The sequence below is a fragment of the Citrobacter sp. U14242 genome, from assembly GCF_046555775.1.
In the GTDB taxonomy this organism is placed as follows: domain Bacteria; phylum Pseudomonadota; class Gammaproteobacteria; order Enterobacterales; family Enterobacteriaceae; genus Citrobacter.
On the sequence record NZ_JBKGLW010000002.1, the window covers coordinates 127655 to 144519 of the forward strand.

The window sequence follows — 16865 nt, forward strand, 5'->3', positions numbered from 1 at the left end:
CATTGTCCAGCCGGATAAATAGAGAAGCAATATCCATTCGTGCCAGAAGTGTATAAGTGTGAGCTACTTCAAATTTGTTGGGCTAAATAGATCCGCCCGGTGACAAGGTGAAACCTAAATCTAACATTTTAGGCGTGACGGCTTCACCACGGATGCGCGCCAGCAGACGCTCAGCGCCAATGCTGCCCATCCGTTCACGCGGCGTAAGTACGCTCGCCAGGCGCGGTTCCATCACCTGGCCGATATCGTGACCGTGAAAACCGGCAATCGCCATATCATCGGGTATTCTTAATCCCAAACGCTGACATTCAAATGCTGCGCCAACCGCTAAGTCATCGTTGGTACAAAAAACACCGTCCAGCTGCGGGTATTCACGCCGCGCCTGACGGATAAGCTCGATACCGGAGGAGTAGGAAGAAGACTGTTCAACCATCACGCTGTACGGCACCAGGTTGGCGTCGCGCATAGCCTGCTCGTAACCCCGCTGTTTGATGATAGTACGTTCATCAAGACGCGCACCAAGATAGGCAACATGACGGTGCCCGCGTGCGATGATCGCCGCGGTCATTTGCCGGGCCGCTTCGAAGTTGTCGAAACCGACAGCGATATCCAGACACGGAGACTGGCTGTCCATTAATTCAACGACCGGGATCCCCGCCACTTCGATCATTTTCAACGTCCGGGGTGTATGGCTGCGTTCAGTGAGGATCAGACCATCGATATTCCACGACAGCATTGATTCCAGCCGCTCTTGTTCCATTTCAGGTTTATAGCCGTAGTGCGCCAACATGGTTTGATAGCCATGGGCGTCGGTGACGGCTTCAATGCCGCGCAGGACTTCAGCAAAAACCTGGTTGGTGAGAGACGGTAACAGCACGCCAATTGCACGGCTGGTGGCATTAGAAAGGATATCAGGAGCACGATTGGGAATATAACCCAGCTCATCAAGTGCAGCGGCAATTTTGCCCCGCAGCGCCACGGAGACCTGCTCCGGGTTACGCAAAAAACGGCTGACCGTCATTTTGGTCACGCCCACGCGGTCGGCTACATCCTGAAGTACGGGTCTTTTCTTTTTCATCGTCCTGAAAGATATAAAAGGGATAGATTCCCTCAGTTTACCACGGACGTACGTGAACCTTCCCGATTACTCGGGAAGGTTGTGACATTTATTTATACCGGTGGCAAATCAAACAACAACACTTCGCTGTCGCTATCGGCATGAATAGAAATTGCCTGCTCATCCCAGATTGCCAGGCCATCGCTGGTAGACGCTTTCGTCCCATTGATGGTGACGTTGCCTTTCACGACCTGGATCCAGACGCGACGTTCAGCGGCGATTTGATGCACCGACTGTTCATCTTTAAGCAGCGCCCAGCGGTACAGCTCCATATCCTGGTATACTTTCAATGAACCATCACGCGCATCCGGCGACAGCACCAGCTGTTTGCCCTGCGCGGCGTCAAAACGACGTTGCTCATAGCGTGGCGTAATGCCGTTTTCCTGCGGGATGATCCAAATCTGATACAGATGCAGCTTCTCAGTGTCGCTCGGGTTGTACTCCGAGTGACGGATCCCCGTCCCGGCGCTCATAATCTGGAATTCACCGGCTGGAACCTGCTCTTTGTTGCCCATGCTGTCCTGATGTTCCACCGCGCCTTCCAGCACGTAGGTCAGAATTTCCATGTCTTTATGGGGATGAGTACCAAAGCCCTGACCTGCGTCGATCACGTCATCGTTGATCACGCGCAGTGCCGAGAACCCCATAAAATTCGGGTCATAGTAGTTGGCAAACGAGAAGGTATGCCAGGAATCAAGCCAGCCATGATTAGCATGACCACGGTCGTTTGCTTTACGTAAATAGATCATTGTGTTCACCCCCAGATGTTTTCGATGGGATAAGTGTGGACTCAATCGCCCAGGGATCATAGAGGGTGAAAATTGACTCCTCTGTTCAAAAAATATGAATAAACCCAGAGGAGTCGACTCATGCTATTTCGCGAGGGTTATCGTCGCCGGAGAGGCCTGTTCGAAGGCGCGTTCGAGCAGTTCCAGATTGGTGAGAACGTCAGATTCTTTGACGTAATTAGGCGTACCCACTGTCAGCGTCTGATACAGCGCGTCATAGACGCGGCCATAGTCGCCCACTTCTGGTGCCACCTGTTCTTGCACCGTGATACCGTCGTCGTTGACATACTCCAGCAGCCCAATGGAATCGTCAGCAGCAAAACCGGGTTCTCCCGGCATAATATTGGCCTTCAGGCTGGTTTCCTGCTGATCGATGCCGTACTTCACAAACGAGCCTTTGGTGCCATGAACGATAAACTTCGGATAGTCGATTTTCACCAGATGACTGGTTTTGACGATAGCCTTCAGGTCGCCGTAGAACAGTTGCGCTTCAAAAGTATCATCGGGATTCGCTTTATTGCGCAGGCTACGGATGTCATAGGCCACATGATCCGGGCGGCCGAACAGGGAGATAATTTGATCCATGGTGTGTACGCCCAAACCATAAAATGCGCCGTCCTGAGGCAGACCTGGTTTAGTTTCAGCGACTGGGCGGTAATAGTCAAAATGGCTTTCCACTTCAACAATGTCACCCAGTTTGCCGCTCTCAATGACTTTTTTCGCGGTGAGGAAGCAGGAATCAAAACGACGATTCTGATACGGCGTGACGGTCAGCCCCTTGCTTCGCGCCAGGTCGAAAAGCACTTTTGCCTCGGTCAGCGTCGGCGTGAACGGTTTCTCCACCAGCACGCTTTTACCCGCTTCCAGCGCGCGCTTCGCGTATTCAAAGTGGCTGTCAGCGTGGGTGCAGATAATCACCAGTTTCACCTGCGGATCATTTAAGATCTCGTCGAGGTCGCTGGTGAAATGGATATGTGAATACTGCGGCGCCTGCTCTTCCGGTTTCGCGTTGCGGCGAAAAATATGTGCCACATGCCAGCTGTCTTTGCGGTTCAGGACATAAGGTAAATGGTAGCGAGTGGTACTTTTGCCAAAACCAATAAATGCGCAATGTAAGGCCATGAGACAATCCTTCTGAAGGTGAATGTCTACACCATAGCGCAAAGCGGCTGGAGACTGAATGTTGGATTCTTTGCCGGAGGGCGGCGAAGCCTCATCCGGCCTACAAAACGAAAAGATCGGCCGTCGGCGTCGCCGTCAGTTTGTTCACGGCAAGCGCGCAGGGCCCGGAGCGTACTCAATGTACGTGAGGAGCACGAGCACTTCCCGGGGACAAAGTGACAAGTAAGCCAGGCTGAAACAAAACAAAAAAAAGCCAGCGCAAGGCTGGCTAAAGTAATACTGGAAGCAATGTGAGCAATGTCGTGCTTTCAGGTTCTCCGTAGGGGTTCCCCTGAACGCAGAGCAATAATAATCATTCTCATTCGCACTTGTCTACTTATTTTTGCAAAAAAATGCAGTTGACGGATTTTTTAATCTCAGCGAGTGTAAATGCACAATTACCCCTGAAGGAGATAAGGAATGACTGAGATAGTGATACGCCACGCTGAACCAAAAGATTACGACGCCATTCGTCAAATCCATGCGCAGCCGGAGGTGTACCACAACACGCTACAGGTTCCTCATCCTTCCATGGAGATGTGGCAAGTGCGACTCGCCGAGCAGCCCGGCGTCAAGCAGCTGGTTGCCTGCATTGATGATATCGTCGTGGGACATCTTTCCATTGCAGTCGCCCAACGCCCGCGCCGCAGCCACGTCGCTGATTTTGGTATTTGTGTTGACGCTCGTTGGCAAAACCGCGGGGTTGCCAGCGCCCTGATTCGCACAATGATCGACATGTGCGACAACTGGCTGCGCGTCGATCGCATTGAGTTAACCGTGTTTGTCGATAATGAGCCTGCGGTCGCAGTCTATAAGAAGTACGGCTTTGAAATCGAAGGCACCGGCAAGAAATATGGCCTGCGCAACGGTGAGTACGTTGATGCTTACTTTATGGCGCGCGTGAAATAACGGGTAAGAAACCGCCAGGAAGCACTCGCCGGGCCTGTCTCAACGGCAGACCCGGCAATACCATCAATATCCTGCTGTTAAATCATCCACAGAACGCGGGTCGGACGCACCGTACAGTGCGCCATCAGGTCCAACCATAATGCTCTGCGTGCTGCCCATTGCTTCTTTCAGCACCACTTTCTGTCCTTTCTGCTCCAGCAGCTTGACGGTGTCAGGGCTAAAACCTTTTTCAACGCGCAGTTCATCCGGCAACCACTGATGGTGGAAGCGCGGAGCGTTGGTGGCTTCAGCGACGTTCATCCCAAAATCAATGCTGTTGACCACCATTTGCAGTACGGTAGTGATAATTCGACTCCCGCCAGGGCTGCCGGTAACCAACCAGGTTTTCCCGTCTTTCACCACAATAGTCGGCGACATCGACGACAACGGACGTTTCTTCGGTCCGACGGCGTTGGCATCGCCACCCACCAACCCGTAAACGTTCGGCACACCCGGTTTAGCAGAGAAATCATCCATTTCGTTATTGAGCAGAATGCCGGTGTTACCCGCCACAATGCCGGTTCCGAAGGTGGTATTCAGGGTGTAAGTCACCGCCACGGCATTCCCGTCTTTATCTACCACCGAGAAGTGAGTGGTCTGGTTACTTTCATAGGGAGCAAGTTTGCCAGGCTTGATTTGGCTGGAAGGCTTCGCTTTGTTGATATCAATCTGATCGGCAAGCGATTTAGCATAAGCTTTGTTGGTCAGCGCCTGCCACGGCACTTTCACAAAATCCGGATCGCCAAGATACTCGGAACGGTCAGCATAGGCATATTTTTCTGCTTCAGCCATTACCTGCATGGCATCGGCGCTGCCAAACCCGTACTTTTTCATATCGAAGTTTTCGAGAATGTTGAGGATCTGAACGATATGAATCCCCCCGGAAGATGGAGGCGGCATCGAGAAGACCTGATAACCACGGTAGTCACCGCTGATTGGCGCACGCTCTACGGCTTTGTAGTCAGCTAAGTCCGCTTTGGTGATCAGCCCGCCATTCTTCTTCATCTCCTCGGCTATCTGATCGGCAATAGCCCCTTTATAAAACGCATCAGGGCCACTCTCAGCAATCATCTCCAGGCTTTTTGCCAGGTTCTTCTGTACCAGCTTATCGCCCTTTTTCAACGGCTCACCATCTTTCCAGAAAATAGCTTTGCTATTTTCATGGTTGGGGATGACTTCGCTGCCGTAGGTTTTCAAATCGTCGGCCAGTGCGTCGTTAACCACAAATCCCTCTTCCGCCAGCTTCATCGCCGGGCGCACCACTTTATTCAACGGCAGCGTACCGTACTTATCCAGGGCCAGCGAAAACCCCGCCACGGTGCCGGGCGTACCGGAAGCCAGATGCGAAGTTAGTGACTTTTTAGCATCGGCGTTACCCTGTTCATCAAGGAACATATCGCGAGTCGCACCAGCTGGCGCCATTTCACGGAAATCAATTGCTGTCGTCTTCCCGTCTTTGGTGCGCAGCATCATAAAGCCACCACCGCCCAGGTTACCCGCCTGCGGATGCGTCACCGCCAGCGCATAACCCACGGCGACGGCAGCATCGACGGCATTACCGCCCTGCCTGAGAATATCAACCCCAACCTGCGTGGCCAGCGCATCCACGGAAGCCACCATCCCCTGCTGCGCACGCACAGGATGGAACACATCTTCTTCAACACCATAGGATACCGGTGGCGGCGCAGCCGGTGCAGCAGCAACGCTAAAACAACTTCCTGAGAGCAGAGCAGCAATGGCTACCCGGCGTAAAAACGTCGGTTTTATCATCGTTATTCTCCAGATGTACGGGGTCGGCCCCCATTAAGCCTGGTGCATAACTCTGAAATAATCATCGTAACGGTGAGAAAGGAGTAAACTTAAGAGATCCCCGAGAGGAGAAAAGCGATGAAACGACTCTTACTTTTAGCCATGCTATTGCCGTTTGCAGGCTTTGCACAGCCAATCAACACCATGAATAACCCGAATCAACCCGGTTATCAGATCCCGAGTCAACAGCGTATGCAAACACAAATGCAAACGCAGCAAATTCAGCAGAAAGGGATGCTCAACCAGCAGTTGCAAACGCAGACACGCATGCAGCAACAGCATATGGAAAACCAAATCAACACCAACTCCCAGCGAGTACGTCAGTCTCAGCCAGGTGAGTTGAATTCCGGCCAGCAGCAAATGCTGCCCAACAGCAATGGCGGGATGTTAAGCGGAACGCATAACCCGGACAACTCGCTGAATAAACAGCAACAGATGCTGCCGGAAAAAAAGAATGGCGACATGCTAAAACCGTCCAGCACGCCGCAACCTAATGTCCCGTTAAAAACGCTTGGACCTTAACTGGGCTGAAAATCAGGTCCGATGACATCAATCGCATCGGTACAGATGCAGTCTACTCCCCAGCGTAGCAGTTCTGCCGCGCGCTGGGGTCGGTTGACGGTATACACCAGAATCCGCAGCCCCGCATCGCGCAACGCATCCACACGCGCCTCATCCAGCAGCTTATGATTAAGATGAATAGAGACACAGCCCAACCGGGTGGTGAGCTCTCGCCAGTCATCACGCCACTCATCTAGCAGCAAACCACGCGGCAGCTCAGGCACCGCCTGCTGCGCCGCTTCAAGCGCATCAATTTCAAAAGATGACAGCAGCGGTGGCGTCATTCCCGACCACAGTTCACGCGCGGCCAGTGCCACGACTTTCCCGGTGAGCGTTCCGGTTCCCGTGGTCGGTTTGATCTCAATATTCGCCATCATGCCATGCTGGCGGCAGCACTCTGCCACCTGGGAGAGCAGCGGCAATGGCTCGCCTTTAAACTCACCGCTAAACCAGCCGCCGGCATCAACACGCAGAAGATCCTGCCAGTTCAGTTCGCCCGCAACGCCCCAGCCGTTGCTGGTACGTTCCAGATTGTCGTCATGCAGCAGAAAGATCTCACCGTCTTTCGACAATTTGGCATCGAATTCAATCATGGTGTGCCCGTATCGCGCCCCCATGTCAATCGCCGCCAGGGTATTTTCCGGAGCCAACTTACCGCCACCACGATGGGCGACAATATGGGGATAAGGCCAGTTACTCATACGCGTTGTCCTGTTTCGCCATCAAAGAGATGCAAATGATTGTCTGGCAGATGCAACCATAGCGTGCTGCCTGCCGTCGGGCGATGCTGATGCGCCAGTCGCACCACCAGCTTTTGCTCACCCCAACGTCCGTGTGCCAGGTTATCTGCGCCCAGCATTTCCAGCGTATCTAACACCAGCGGCACACCGCCTTCGGCCTGCGAGCTTAGCGCAATATGCTCCGGGCGGATACCCAGCGTCATGTTACGCCCAATGAAGCGAGAATAATCCTTACCGAGGGGCAATGACATGCCGCTCTCCAGCTCAAAATGGCTGCCTGTGGCGCTGATGTGCCCATCAAGTAAGTTCATGGCCGGACTGCCGATAAAGCTCGCCACAAAGCGGCTGGCCGGTTTTTCGTAGACTTCCACTGGCGTGCCAATCTGTTCAGCAATGCCCTTGTTCATCACCAGTACCCGCTGGGCCAGCGTCATCGCCTCAACCTGATCGTGGGTAACGTACAACGAGGTGGTTTTCAGTCGGCGATGCAGATGTTGTAACTCAAGACGCATCTGCACACGCAGCTTTGCATCAAGGTTTGAAAGCGGTTCATCGAACAGGAAAACCGCCGGATCACGGACAATCGCCCGCCCCATCGCCACACGCTGACGCTGGCCGCCAGAAAGTTCACGCGGACGGCGTTTGAGCAGTTCGCCCAGCTCAAGAATACGCGCCGCCTCTTTCACCCGCTCGGCAATATGCTCCTTGCCCATTCCCCGAATCTTCAGTCCCCAGGCCATGTTTTCTTCCACGCTCATATGCGGGTAGAGTGCATAGTTCTGGAACACCATCGCAATACCACGATCTTTCGGTTCCATTTCGGTGACACGCTTATTATCAATCCAGATATCGCCGCCGCTCACCCGCTCCAGACCGGCGACCATTCGCAGCAGTGTAGACTTACCGCAACCGGATGGGCCTACCATCACAATGAATTCCCCGTCCGCGACGTCCAGCGTCAGCGGTTTAATCACCTGGGTTTTGCCGTCCCAGCTTTTGGTTACTGCCTGTAGTTTTAAACCAGCCATTTTTATTTCTCACTATCGACCAGGCCGCGTACGAAGGCACGTTGCATGGCTAACACGATGATTACCGGAGGGATGAGCGTCAGCAGCATGGCTGCCATCACCTGGTTCCATTGGGTAGTGCCTTCACCGGTAGCGATCATGCCTTTGATGCCTGCTACGGCGGTGCCCAGGTTAACGTCGGTAATAATTAACAACGGCCACAGATATTGATTCCAGCCGTAGATAAAGGTGATCACGAACAGTGCCGCCAGATTGGTTTTCGACAGCGGCAGCACGATATCGCGGAAAAAACGCATCGGCGACGCACCGTCAATACGCGCCGCTTCTACCAGTTCATCTGGTAGCGTCATAAAGAACTGACGGAACAGGAATGTCGCGGTAGCCGATGCCATGAGCGGCAACGTCAGACCCGCATAACTGTCGAGCATCTTCAGGTTGGCGATAACCTCCACCGTCGGGAAGATACGCACCTCCACCGGCAGCATCAGGGTGATAAAAATCATCCAGAAGAACAGGTTACGCAGAGGAAAGCGAAACCAGACAATGGCAAACGCGGACAGCATAGAGACGGTGATTTTTCCCACCGTAATACTGAATGCCATGATGAAACTGTTGAGCATCATCAGCCAGAACGGTGCGCTATTCACCCCCACACCATTGACCCAGATGTATTTCATGTTTTCCAGCAGTTGTGTGCCGGGTACCAGCGTCATCGGCGTTTCAAACACCGCTTTGTTATCCAGCGTCGCCGCAACAAACGCGACGTACAGCGGAAACAAGATCACCATGATCCCCAGAATCAACATGGTATGGCTGAATATTGTCAGCCCGCGACGATTCTCAATCATTGGTAACGCACCTTACTTTCCACATAGCGGAACTGCACCACCGTCAAAATAATGACGAGGAACATCAGCACTACCGACTGCGCGGCTGATGCGGAGAGATCCAGTCCGACAAAACCTTCACGATAGATTTTATAAATTAGCGTGGTGGTAGCCTGCACCGGCCCGCCCGCTGTCGCAGCATCGATCACCGGGAAGGTGTCAAAGAAGGCGTAAACCAGGTTCACCACCAGCAGAAAAAAGCTCACCGGTGCAATTAGCGGTAGCGCCAGCTTAAAGAAGCGGCGAATCGGCCCTGCGCCATCAATTGCAGCCGCTTCGATCAGTGAACGCGGGATCGACTGCAGTGCGGCAAAGAAAAACAGGAAGTTGTAACTAATCTGCTTCCAGACCGATGCAAACACCACCAGAAACATCGCCTGACCGCTGTTTTGCGCATGGTTCCAGTCATAGCCAAATTCAGCGAGAAAATGGGTAATCAGCCCACGTCCTGGGTTGAACAGAAAGATCCACAGCACGGCGGCAACCGCGGGCGCAACGGCGTAGGGCAACAGCATCAGCGTTTGATAAAAACGGCTTCCGCGTACCACGTAATTCACCAACGCGGCAAAAAATAACGACACCAACAGGCCGCTTACCGTAACCAACGCGCTGAACTTGATAGTGGTCCAGAACGAATCAAGGTAGTACGGGTCATGGAACAGCGCGACGAAGTTATCCAGCCCGACAAACTGACTGGAAAGACCAAAGGGATCAACGCTTTGCAGTGAGTACCACAGCGCTTCACCGGCAGGCCAGATAAAGAAAATAACGGTGATGACCAACTGCGGGGCAACCAGTAGATAGGGAAGCCAACGCGAGCGGAACACCGGACGGGATGAGGACATGAAGGTTTTATTCCTGAACAGCGCCAGATGGCGCTACGCTTATCCGGCCTACGCGCATTTGTAGACCGTGTAAAGCGAAGCCTCCACCCGGCATGTCACATTACGATTTAGTCGATTGCTCAAAGCGGCGCAGCAACTGGTTGCCACGTTCAACGGCAGCATCCAGCGCCTGTTGCGGGGTTTTCTTCCCGGTCCATACACTTTCCAGCTCTTCATCCACGATGGTACGGATCTGCGGCATATTGCCCAGGCGCAGCCCTTTAGTGAACGGCAACGGCGGCTTGTTCAGCATCTGACGGGTGGCGATATCCGCGCCTGGGTTCTTATCATAGAACCCCTGCTCACGGGTCAGATCGTAGGCGGCGGTAGTGATGGGCAAATAACCTGTTTTCTGATGCCATTCAGCAGCAATTTCAGGTTTCGCCAGGAAGTTGAGGAACTCCGCGACGCCCTGGTAGGTTGCTTTGTCTTTACCCTGCATCACCCACAGACTGGCCCCACCGATAATCGCGTTCTGCGGCGCGCCCTTCACATCGGCATCGTACGGCATCATGCCGACGCCATAGTTGAATTTCGCGTAGTGACGGATGTCAGCCAGGGAGCCAGAAGACGCGGTGGTAATGGCACAATCACCGTTATAGAACTTCTCGGTGGATTCATCTTTACGCCCGAAGTAGCTGAAATCGCCCTTTTTATTCAGCGCTTCCAGCAGGGCGATATGTTTCACCTGCTCCGGCTTGTTGAACTCCAGTACTGCATCAGTACCGTCAAAACCGTTATTTTTAGTCGCGACCGGTAATCCGTTCCAGGCGCTGAAGTTTTCAATCTGGATCCAGCCCTGCCAGCCGCTGGCATACCCGCACTTCATACCTGCGGCTTTCAGCTTCGCGGTGTATTCCGCCAGATCCTGCCAGGTTTTCGGCGGTTGCTCAGGATCTAAACCGGCTTTTTTGAAGGCGTCTTTGTTGTAGTACAGCACCGGGGTGGAACTGTTAAACGGCTGAGAGAGCAAGTGTCCGGTTTTAGAGTCGGTGTAATAACCTGAAACCGTCGGCACGAACTGAGATTCATCAAAGTTAATCCCGGCCTCTTTAAACACTTCGTAGACCGGTTTAATGGCTTTGGAGGCCATCATCGTTGCGGTACCGACTTCATAGACCTGCAGCAGCGCAGGTGCGTTTCCGGTACGGAAGGCGGCAATACCTGCGCTCAGACTCTGCTCATAGTTGCCTTTATACTGCGGAACAATTTTGTAGTCAGGATGAGCCTCATTAAAACGTTGCGCCAGTGAATCAACTTCTTTACCCAGTTCACCTTCCATTGAATGCCAGAACGGAATGGTGGTAACTGCCAGTGCCGGACCTGCAAATGCCAGGCTAAGTGCCAGTCCTAAAGCTGTGTGTCGTAACGATATCATCGGTTATCTCTCTTGTTGTGCCGGATGCGCGATATCACGCGTTTTATGCTCGCGGGGGTAACATGACATGCTCGAATGACAGAAAAATAACTTTTTTATTACAAAAAAAAGATAGTAAGGCGACAGAGAGATGGCAAGGCGGTGAAGGTTACGAGAAGGGAAAGTGGGAGCTGAGACACGTATAGATACGATGCCGCTTGTGAACAACATGCAGGATGGCGACGCTGATGCGCCGCTATCCTGCATTGTCGCAGAGGACTAACCGCCCAGATACGCGCTGCGCACCGCTTCGTTAGCCAGTAGCGCATCGCCGGTGTCTTCCAGCACCACGTGACCGTTTTCCAGCACGTAGCCACGGTCAGCGAGTTTCAGTGCCTGGTTAGCGTTTTGTTCGACGAGGAAAATCGTCATCCCCTGCTCGCGCAATTGCTCAATGGTGTTAAAGATCTGCTGGATAATGATCGGTGCCAGCCCCAGAGACGGCTCATCAAGCAGCAACAAACGCGGCTGGCTCATCAAAGCCCGGCCTATCGCCAGCATTTGCTGTTCACCACCAGACATGGTTCCCGCACGCTGGATACGACGCTCATGCAGACGTGGAAACAGGTCGTATACCCATTGGATACGCTCCTGAAACTGGTCACGCTCGGCAAAAAAGCCCCCCATCGCCAGGTTCTCTTCTACCGTCATACGGGAAAATACGCGACGCCCTTCCGGGACAATCGCCACCGCTTCACGCATAATTTTTGCCGTCTGCCAGTCGGTAATATCTTTACCATCAAAGACAATACGCCCACTTGTTGCCCGAGGATCGCCGCACAGCGTTCCGAGCAGCGTGGTTTTCCCCGCACCGTTGGCACCGATAAGCGTCACGATTTCACCCTGATTGATGTACAAGCTGACATCGTGCAGTGCCTGGATCTTGCCGTAGTGGGCGTTGACGTTGTCAAAAGACAACATGACTTTTTCCATCTTATGCCTCACCACCATTATGCTTCACCTAAATAGGCGCGGATCACGTCCGGGTTGTTACGAATCTGCTCCGGTGTCCCGTTCGCCAGCGGCGTCCCCTGGTTCACCACGTAAATACGGTCTGAAATGCCCATCACCAGCTTCATGTCGTGTTCAATCAGCAAAATGGTGGTGTTGTGATGGTTGCGCAGTTCGGCAATCAGCTCATCCAGCTCTTTGGTTTCTTTCGGGTTAAGACCCGCTGCAGGTTCATCGAGCATCAGAATTTCCGGCTGAGTGACCATGCAACGGATAATCTCAAGACGGCGCTGGTCACCATAGGCCAGGTTGCTCGCCTGCCGGTTAGCATGCTGCAGCAGACCGATACGATCAAGCCAGGTGGCAGCGCGGTCCAGCGCTTCATCCTGCGCGCGGCGAAAAGCCGGGGTTTTTAGCAGCCCGGAGAAAACGCCTGCTTTCAGTTGCTGATGCTGCGCCACCAGCAGGTTTTCAATCACTGTCATTTCGCGAAACAGACGCACATGCTGGAAGGTACGCACCACGCCCATACGCGCAATTTGCTGGCCCGGCAGCCCTTCAAGGTGCTGGTCGCGCAACTTAATCGTCCCGCCGGTCGGCTTATAAAACCCGGTCAGGCAGTTGAAGACCGTGGTTTTCCCCGCGCCGTTCGGGCCAATCAGAGAGACAATCTCTTTTTTATGCAAATCCAAAGACACATTGTTGACTGCCAGCAGGCCGCCAAAACGCATCATCAGGCCGCTAACCGATAATAATGGCTGACTCATGCCTGCTCTCCTTTTGCTTCCCCGTTTTTCAGCTTCAACTGTGGACGGGTCATCGGCAGCAAGCCCTGCGGACGCCAGATCATCATCAGCACCATCAAACCACCCAGCATTAACATGCTGTATTCATTGAAATCACGCATCAGTTCACGTGAGACCACCAGCAGGATGGCCGCCAGGATCACCGCAAACTGCGATCCCATCCCCCCCAGCACGACAATCGCCAGCACAAAGGCCGACTCGGCAAAGGTGAAAGATTCCGGACTGACGAAACCCTGACGCGCGGCAAACAGCGTTCCGGCAAAACCGGCAAACGCAGCGCTGATGGTAAAGGCGGTCAGCTTGATGCGCGTAGGGTTTAAGCCCAGTGAACGACAGGCAATTTCATCTTCACGCAGCGCTTCCCATGCACGGCCCAGCGGCATACGCAACAGGCGGTTGATGACAAACAGCGAGAAGACCACCAGCAGCAGCGCCACCAGGTAGAGGAAAATCACACGGTCAGAGGGATCGTATTTCACACCAAAGAAGTTGCTGAAGGTATCCCAGCCGCCTTCACGGGCGCTACGGCTGAATTCCAGACCGAAAAAGGTGGGTTTAGGGATCTGGCTGATACCGTTCGGGCCACCGGTGACTTCAGTATTATTGAGCAACAGGATGCGCACGATTTCGCCAAAGCCTAAGGTCACTATTGCCAGGTAGTCGCCGCGCAGACGCAGAACCGGGAAGCCAAGCAGGAAACCTGCCGCCGCCGATACCAGTCCCGCCAGCGGCAAACAGGTCCAGAAACCAAGACCGTAATAGTGGTTCAGCAGCGCAAAGGTATACGCCCCAATGGCATAGAAGCCGCCGTAGCCCAGCACCAGCAAGCCGGAAAGGCCGACCACCACGTTTAAGCCGAGGCCGAGGATGATATAAATCATCGTCAGCGTAGCGATATCCACCGTGCCGCGCGACACCATAAATGGCCATGCAACAGCAATGACCAGCAGCGCCACCAGGAACAGCTTCTGTTTAACAGTTGAGCCATCAATCGCCGGCAGAATGAACTTCGGTCCGGAGACGCTCTTCAGGCTCTTCTGGAAAACGGGACGCAGCAGTTGGAAAAGAAAGACCACGCCAGTACCGATGAACACCCACTGCCAGCGAATATCCGCAGCGGTATCCACCACCAGCTTCGTGCCATCCAGTTCCAGTTGAACGCCCATGAAGACGCCCGCCAGGATGAAAAACATGACCGCTGAAAGCAGCGCCATTGCAAAATGCATCGGTTTCATACTTTCTCTACCTCCGGGCGACCCAGAATACCGGTCGGCATTACCAGCAGCACCAGAATCAGCAGTGCGAATGACACCACATCTTTGTATTCCGTACTCAGATAAGCAGAGGAGAGCGCTTCCGCCACGCCCAGAATCAGGCCGCCGATCATCGCCCCAGGAATGCTACCGATACCGCCAAGAACCGCCGCGGTAAAGGCTTTCATTCCGGCCATAAAGCCAATATAGGGGTTAATTACACCGTAGAACTGTCCAAGCAATACACCTGCTACCGCCGCCATTGCTGCGCCAATCACAAAAGTCAGCGCGATCACGCGGTCAGTGTTAATACCGAGCAGGCTGGCCATTTTCAGATCTTCCGCGCAGGCACGACAGGCGCGTCCCATACGCGAATAGCGGATAAACAGCGTCAGCGCCAGCATCGCAAGGAAGGTCACAATCCAGATAACCAGCTGCATGGTGGTGATGGACGCAGAGAAGTTTTCACTGCTGCCAACAGTCCACTGACCGTTAAACAGGCTAGGCAGCGCCACGTCGCGTGAGCCTTCCGTCAGACTGACGTAGTTTTGCAGGAAGATAGACATCCCGATGGCGGAAATCAGCGCAATCAGCCGCTTGGAGCTGCGTACGGGCCGATATGCCACCCGTTCAATGCTCCAGCCGTAGGCGCTGGCAATCACAATGGCACCGACGAATCCCGCGGCAACCAGCAGCCAGCTGGAATCAATACCCATCATCATTAGCGCAGCAATGATCATAAAGGAGACATAACTGCCGATCATATACACCTCGCCATGGGCGAAGTTGATCATGCCGATAATGCCGTACACCATCGTGTAGCCAATGGCGATCAGCGCGTAGGTGCTTCCCAGCGTGACGCCGTTAAACATCTGCTGCAAGAAATAGAGGAACTGCTCGGACATAAGGTAACCTTTTTAAACCCGCCCGTTTTGCACGGGCGGTGGGATAACGCGTCTTCAGGTATTACTTCGCGACAGTCGATGAACCATCCGCGTGCCACTGGAAGACACCAAACTCAAATCCCTTCAAATCGCCTTTTTCGTCCCATTTCAGCGGCCCAATCACGGTATCAGCCCCGTGTGCTTTCAGATCTTTCACCAGGTCCAACGGCTCTTTGCTGCCGCTACGATCCATCGCTGTCGCCAGTGACTGTACGGCTGCGTAGGTGATCCATACGTAAGGTCCGGTCGGATCTTTCTTGTCAGCGTTGAGCGCATCAACGATAGCTTTGTTAGCCGGGTCCTGGTCATAGCGTTTTGGCATGGTCACCAGCATGCCTTCAGCGGCATCACCGGCAATGTTAGACAGTGAGGCATTTCCCACGCCCTCTGGCCCCATAAACTGCGTCTTCAGGCCAACTGATCGCGCCTGACGCAGCATTTGCCCCATTTCCGGGTAGTAGCCACCGTAATAAACGAAGTCGATATTTTCTTTTTTCAGGCGGGCGATCAGCGCAGAAAAATCTTTCTCCCCGGCGGTGATCCCATCAAAGAAGACGATGTTGGCTTTACCTGCTTTCAGGCTGTCCTGCACCGAACGCGCCAGGCCTTCACCGTACTGCTGTTTGTCATGAATGATGGCGATACGCTGTGGCTTCACCTTCTCCAGGATGTATTTTGCGGCAGTCGGCCCCTGAGAGGAGTCCAGACCCGCGGTGCGCATGATGTGCGCATAACCACGCTGCGTCAGTTCCGGGTTAGTCGCTCCCGGAGAAATCATCAGAATGCCTTCGTCTTCGTAAATATCTGATGCCGGTTGAGTCGACGATGAGCACAGATGTCCTATCACATACTGAATGCCGTCATTGACGATTTTGTTCGCGACGGCAACGGCCTGTTTTGGATCGCAGGCATCGTCATATTCCACGGCTACCAGCTTGTCGCCTTTGATCCCACCTTTGGCATTGATATCTTTAATCGCCTGACGTGCGCCATTAAATTCCATATCGCCCCACTGCGCGACCGGACCTGACATCGCGCCAACAACAGCGACCTTGATATCCTCCGCCATGACAGCGTGCGACATTGTCAGTGCTATCACCCCTGCGATGATTGTTTTCGCATTCCGTTTCATTACCTGAATCCCCATTCGTGATGATGTAACACTTCATCCTTCAAGCTGCCTCGGTGTTGGCTACGTGCGTTCACATTGATGCACCTTGAATGACTGTGTGTATTTATTTTGTATTTATGTGGTTAAAAAGCAGGCTATGCTTTTTTGAACTGTACTATTTTTACCAGTCTCATTAATGGTTTAGCACAGTCTTTTAAGCAAAATCAGGCTAAAATCTCTATATTTCAGTCTATTAAGAAAAGATAATATTCTGCTTTTCACTATAGATAAACAAAAAAAAGTGCATTTGTCAGCATAAAATAACGGTACAAAGAGCCGAATAAAATGCTGCATTCCAGGGTATTATTCTGCCTGTTTTTCAATCTTTGCTGTTTCAAACTGCCATTGCTGTTGCCACAAAACGATTAACCTGGTTAATCGCATAAAAAAGAGAAAGCGT

At 53.1% G+C, this 16865-nt stretch carries 16 protein-coding genes; 2 read left to right on the plus strand and 14 right to left on the minus strand.

Annotated features, from left to right (window positions below; translation table 11 throughout):
- Positions 1-82 precede the first annotated feature (82 nt).
- The 3 genes from gntR to ACLJXE_RS03350 all read right to left on the minus strand — a co-directional run bounded on the left by gntR (position 83) and on the right by ACLJXE_RS03350 (position 3027).
- On the minus strand, positions 83-1078 hold the full coding sequence (gene gntR, locus ACLJXE_RS03340) for a gluconate operon transcriptional repressor GntR (protein WP_038634949.1): 996 nt from the start codon (positions 1076-1078) through the stop codon (positions 83-85).
- Between the two features lie 92 nt (positions 1079-1170).
- On the minus strand, positions 1171-1866 hold the full coding sequence (gene yhhW, locus ACLJXE_RS03345; protein ID WP_410750083.1) for a quercetin 2,3-dioxygenase: 696 nt from the start codon (positions 1864-1866) through the stop codon (positions 1171-1173).
- Between the two features lie 123 nt (positions 1867-1989).
- Positions 1990-3027 carry an oxidoreductase gene (locus tag ACLJXE_RS03350; protein WP_410750084.1) on the minus strand — a complete coding sequence of 346 codons (1038 nt, stop codon included), beginning with the start codon at positions 3025-3027 and terminating at the stop codon, positions 1990-1992.
- A 459-nt stretch (positions 3028-3486) separates the two neighbouring features.
- On the opposite strand from ACLJXE_RS03350, the gene yhhY reads away from it, so the two are divergent.
- The gene (gene yhhY, locus ACLJXE_RS03355; RefSeq protein ID WP_286629857.1) at positions 3487-3975 is read left to right on the plus strand and encodes an N-acetyltransferase; all 489 of its coding nucleotides are present in this window, start codon (positions 3487-3489) and stop codon (positions 3973-3975) included.
- Between the two features lie 63 nt (positions 3976-4038).
- On the opposite strand, the gene ggt is transcribed toward yhhY, so the two are convergent.
- Positions 4039-5784 carry a gamma-glutamyltransferase gene (ggt, locus tag ACLJXE_RS03360; protein ID WP_410750085.1) on the minus strand — a complete coding sequence of 582 codons (1746 nt, stop codon included), beginning with the start codon at positions 5782-5784 and terminating at the stop codon, positions 4039-4041.
- Between the two features lie 117 nt (positions 5785-5901).
- Here ggt and ACLJXE_RS03365 point away from each other — a divergent pair, with 117 nt between their 5' ends.
- Entirely contained in the window at positions 5902-6345 is a 444-nt protein-coding gene (locus ACLJXE_RS03365; RefSeq protein ID WP_202037535.1) for a DUF2756 family protein, read from the plus strand.
- Here ACLJXE_RS03365 and ugpQ read toward each other — a convergent pair.
- The 10 genes from ugpQ to livK all read right to left on the minus strand — a co-directional run bounded on the left by ugpQ (position 6342) and on the right by livK (position 16426).
- The gene (gene ugpQ / locus ACLJXE_RS03370) at positions 6342-7085 is read right to left on the minus strand and encodes a glycerophosphodiester phosphodiesterase (RefSeq protein ID WP_410750086.1); all 744 of its coding nucleotides are present in this window, start codon (positions 7083-7085) and stop codon (positions 6342-6344) included. The two genes, ACLJXE_RS03365 and ugpQ, sit on opposite strands and share 4 nt — an antisense overlap.
- Positions 7082-8152 (minus strand): sn-glycerol-3-phosphate import ATP-binding protein UgpC, encoded by a 1071-nt coding sequence (locus tag ACLJXE_RS03375; protein WP_286629861.1) that lies wholly within the window; start codon positions 8150-8152, stop codon positions 7082-7084. The genes ugpQ and ACLJXE_RS03375 overlap by 4 nt, the downstream gene beginning before the upstream one ends.
- A 2-nt stretch (positions 8153-8154) precedes the next feature.
- Positions 8155-9000, minus strand: coding sequence for a sn-glycerol-3-phosphate ABC transporter permease UgpE (gene ugpE, locus ACLJXE_RS03380; RefSeq protein ID WP_137381964.1), 846 nt, complete (start codon positions 8998-9000; stop codon positions 8155-8157).
- Positions 8997-9884, minus strand: coding sequence for a sn-glycerol-3-phosphate ABC transporter permease UgpA (gene ugpA / locus ACLJXE_RS03385; RefSeq protein WP_286629862.1), 888 nt, complete (start codon positions 9882-9884; stop codon positions 8997-8999). Before ugpA ends, ugpE begins: the two co-directional genes overlap by 4 nt.
- Before the next feature lie 100 nt (positions 9885-9984).
- Positions 9985-11301 (minus strand): sn-glycerol-3-phosphate ABC transporter substrate-binding protein UgpB, encoded by a 1317-nt coding sequence (ugpB, locus tag ACLJXE_RS03390; protein ID WP_410750087.1) that lies wholly within the window; start codon positions 11299-11301, stop codon positions 9985-9987.
- Between the two features lie 258 nt (positions 11302-11559).
- Complete coding sequence (gene livF, locus ACLJXE_RS03395; RefSeq protein WP_271441318.1) at positions 11560-12273, minus strand: high-affinity branched-chain amino acid ABC transporter ATP-binding protein LivF; 714 nt, start codon at positions 12271-12273, stop codon at positions 11560-11562.
- 17 nt (positions 12274-12290) lie between these two features.
- A complete protein-coding gene (gene livG, locus ACLJXE_RS03400; protein ID WP_286629866.1) occupies positions 12291-13058 on the minus strand; it encodes a high-affinity branched-chain amino acid ABC transporter ATP-binding protein LivG in 768 nt (255 codons plus the stop codon).
- Entirely contained in the window at positions 13055-14332 is a 1278-nt protein-coding gene (gene livM, locus ACLJXE_RS03405) for a branched chain amino acid ABC transporter permease LivM (protein WP_137381969.1), read from the minus strand. The genes livG and livM overlap by 4 nt, the downstream gene beginning before the upstream one ends.
- Positions 14329-15255, minus strand: coding sequence for a high-affinity branched-chain amino acid ABC transporter permease LivH (gene livH / locus ACLJXE_RS03410; RefSeq protein ID WP_003023435.1), 927 nt, complete (start codon positions 15253-15255; stop codon positions 14329-14331). Before livH ends, livM begins: the two co-directional genes overlap by 4 nt.
- A gap of 61 nt (positions 15256-15316) precedes the next feature.
- Complete coding sequence (gene livK / locus ACLJXE_RS03415; RefSeq protein WP_286629867.1) at positions 15317-16426, minus strand: high-affinity branched-chain amino acid ABC transporter substrate-binding protein LivK; 1110 nt, start codon at positions 16424-16426, stop codon at positions 15317-15319.
- Between the last annotated feature and the right edge of the window lie 439 nt (positions 16427-16865).

What these genes read in the sequence shown, in the direction of transcription:
- gntR (WP_038634949.1), bottom strand. Translation starts at nt 1,078, where the DNA reads ATGAAAAAGAAAAGACCCGTACTTCAGGATGTAGCCGACCGCGTGGGC.
- yhhW (WP_410750083.1), bottom strand. Translation starts at nt 1,866, where the DNA reads ATGATCTATTTACGTAAAGCAAACGACCGTGGTCATGCTAATCATGGC.
- ACLJXE_RS03350 (WP_410750084.1), bottom strand. Translation starts at nt 3,027, where the DNA reads ATGGCCTTACATTGCGCATTTATTGGTTTTGGCAAAAGTACCACTCGC.
- yhhY (WP_286629857.1), top strand. Translation starts at nt 3,487, where the DNA reads ATGACTGAGATAGTGATACGCCACGCTGAACCAAAAGATTACGACGCC.
- ggt (WP_410750085.1), bottom strand. Translation starts at nt 5,784, where the DNA reads ATGATAAAACCGACGTTTTTACGCCGGGTAGCCATTGCTGCTCTGCTC.
- ACLJXE_RS03365 (WP_202037535.1), top strand. Translation starts at nt 5,902, where the DNA reads ATGAAACGACTCTTACTTTTAGCCATGCTATTGCCGTTTGCAGGCTTT.
- ugpQ (WP_410750086.1), bottom strand. Translation starts at nt 7,085, where the DNA reads ATGAGTAACTGGCCTTATCCCCATATTGTCGCCCATCGTGGTGGCGGT.
- ACLJXE_RS03375 (WP_286629861.1), bottom strand. Translation starts at nt 8,152, where the DNA reads ATGGCTGGTTTAAAACTACAGGCAGTAACCAAAAGCTGGGACGGCAAA.
- ugpE (WP_137381964.1), bottom strand. Translation starts at nt 9,000, where the DNA reads ATGATTGAGAATCGTCGCGGGCTGACAATATTCAGCCATACCATGTTG.
- ugpA (WP_286629862.1), bottom strand. Translation starts at nt 9,884, where the DNA reads ATGTCCTCATCCCGTCCGGTGTTCCGCTCGCGTTGGCTTCCCTATCTA.
- ugpB (WP_410750087.1), bottom strand. Translation starts at nt 11,301, where the DNA reads ATGATATCGTTACGACACACAGCTTTAGGACTGGCACTTAGCCTGGCA.
- livF (WP_271441318.1), bottom strand. Translation starts at nt 12,273, where the DNA reads ATGGAAAAAGTCATGTTGTCTTTTGACAACGTCAACGCCCACTACGGC.
- livG (WP_286629866.1), bottom strand. Translation starts at nt 13,058, where the DNA reads ATGAGTCAGCCATTATTATCGGTTAGCGGCCTGATGATGCGTTTTGGC.
- livM (WP_137381969.1), bottom strand. Translation starts at nt 14,332, where the DNA reads ATGAAACCGATGCATTTTGCAATGGCGCTGCTTTCAGCGGTCATGTTT.
- livH (WP_003023435.1), bottom strand. Translation starts at nt 15,255, where the DNA reads ATGTCCGAGCAGTTCCTCTATTTCTTGCAGCAGATGTTTAACGGCGTC.
- livK (WP_286629867.1), bottom strand. Translation starts at nt 16,426, where the DNA reads ATGAAACGGAATGCGAAAACAATCATCGCAGGGGTGATAGCACTGACA.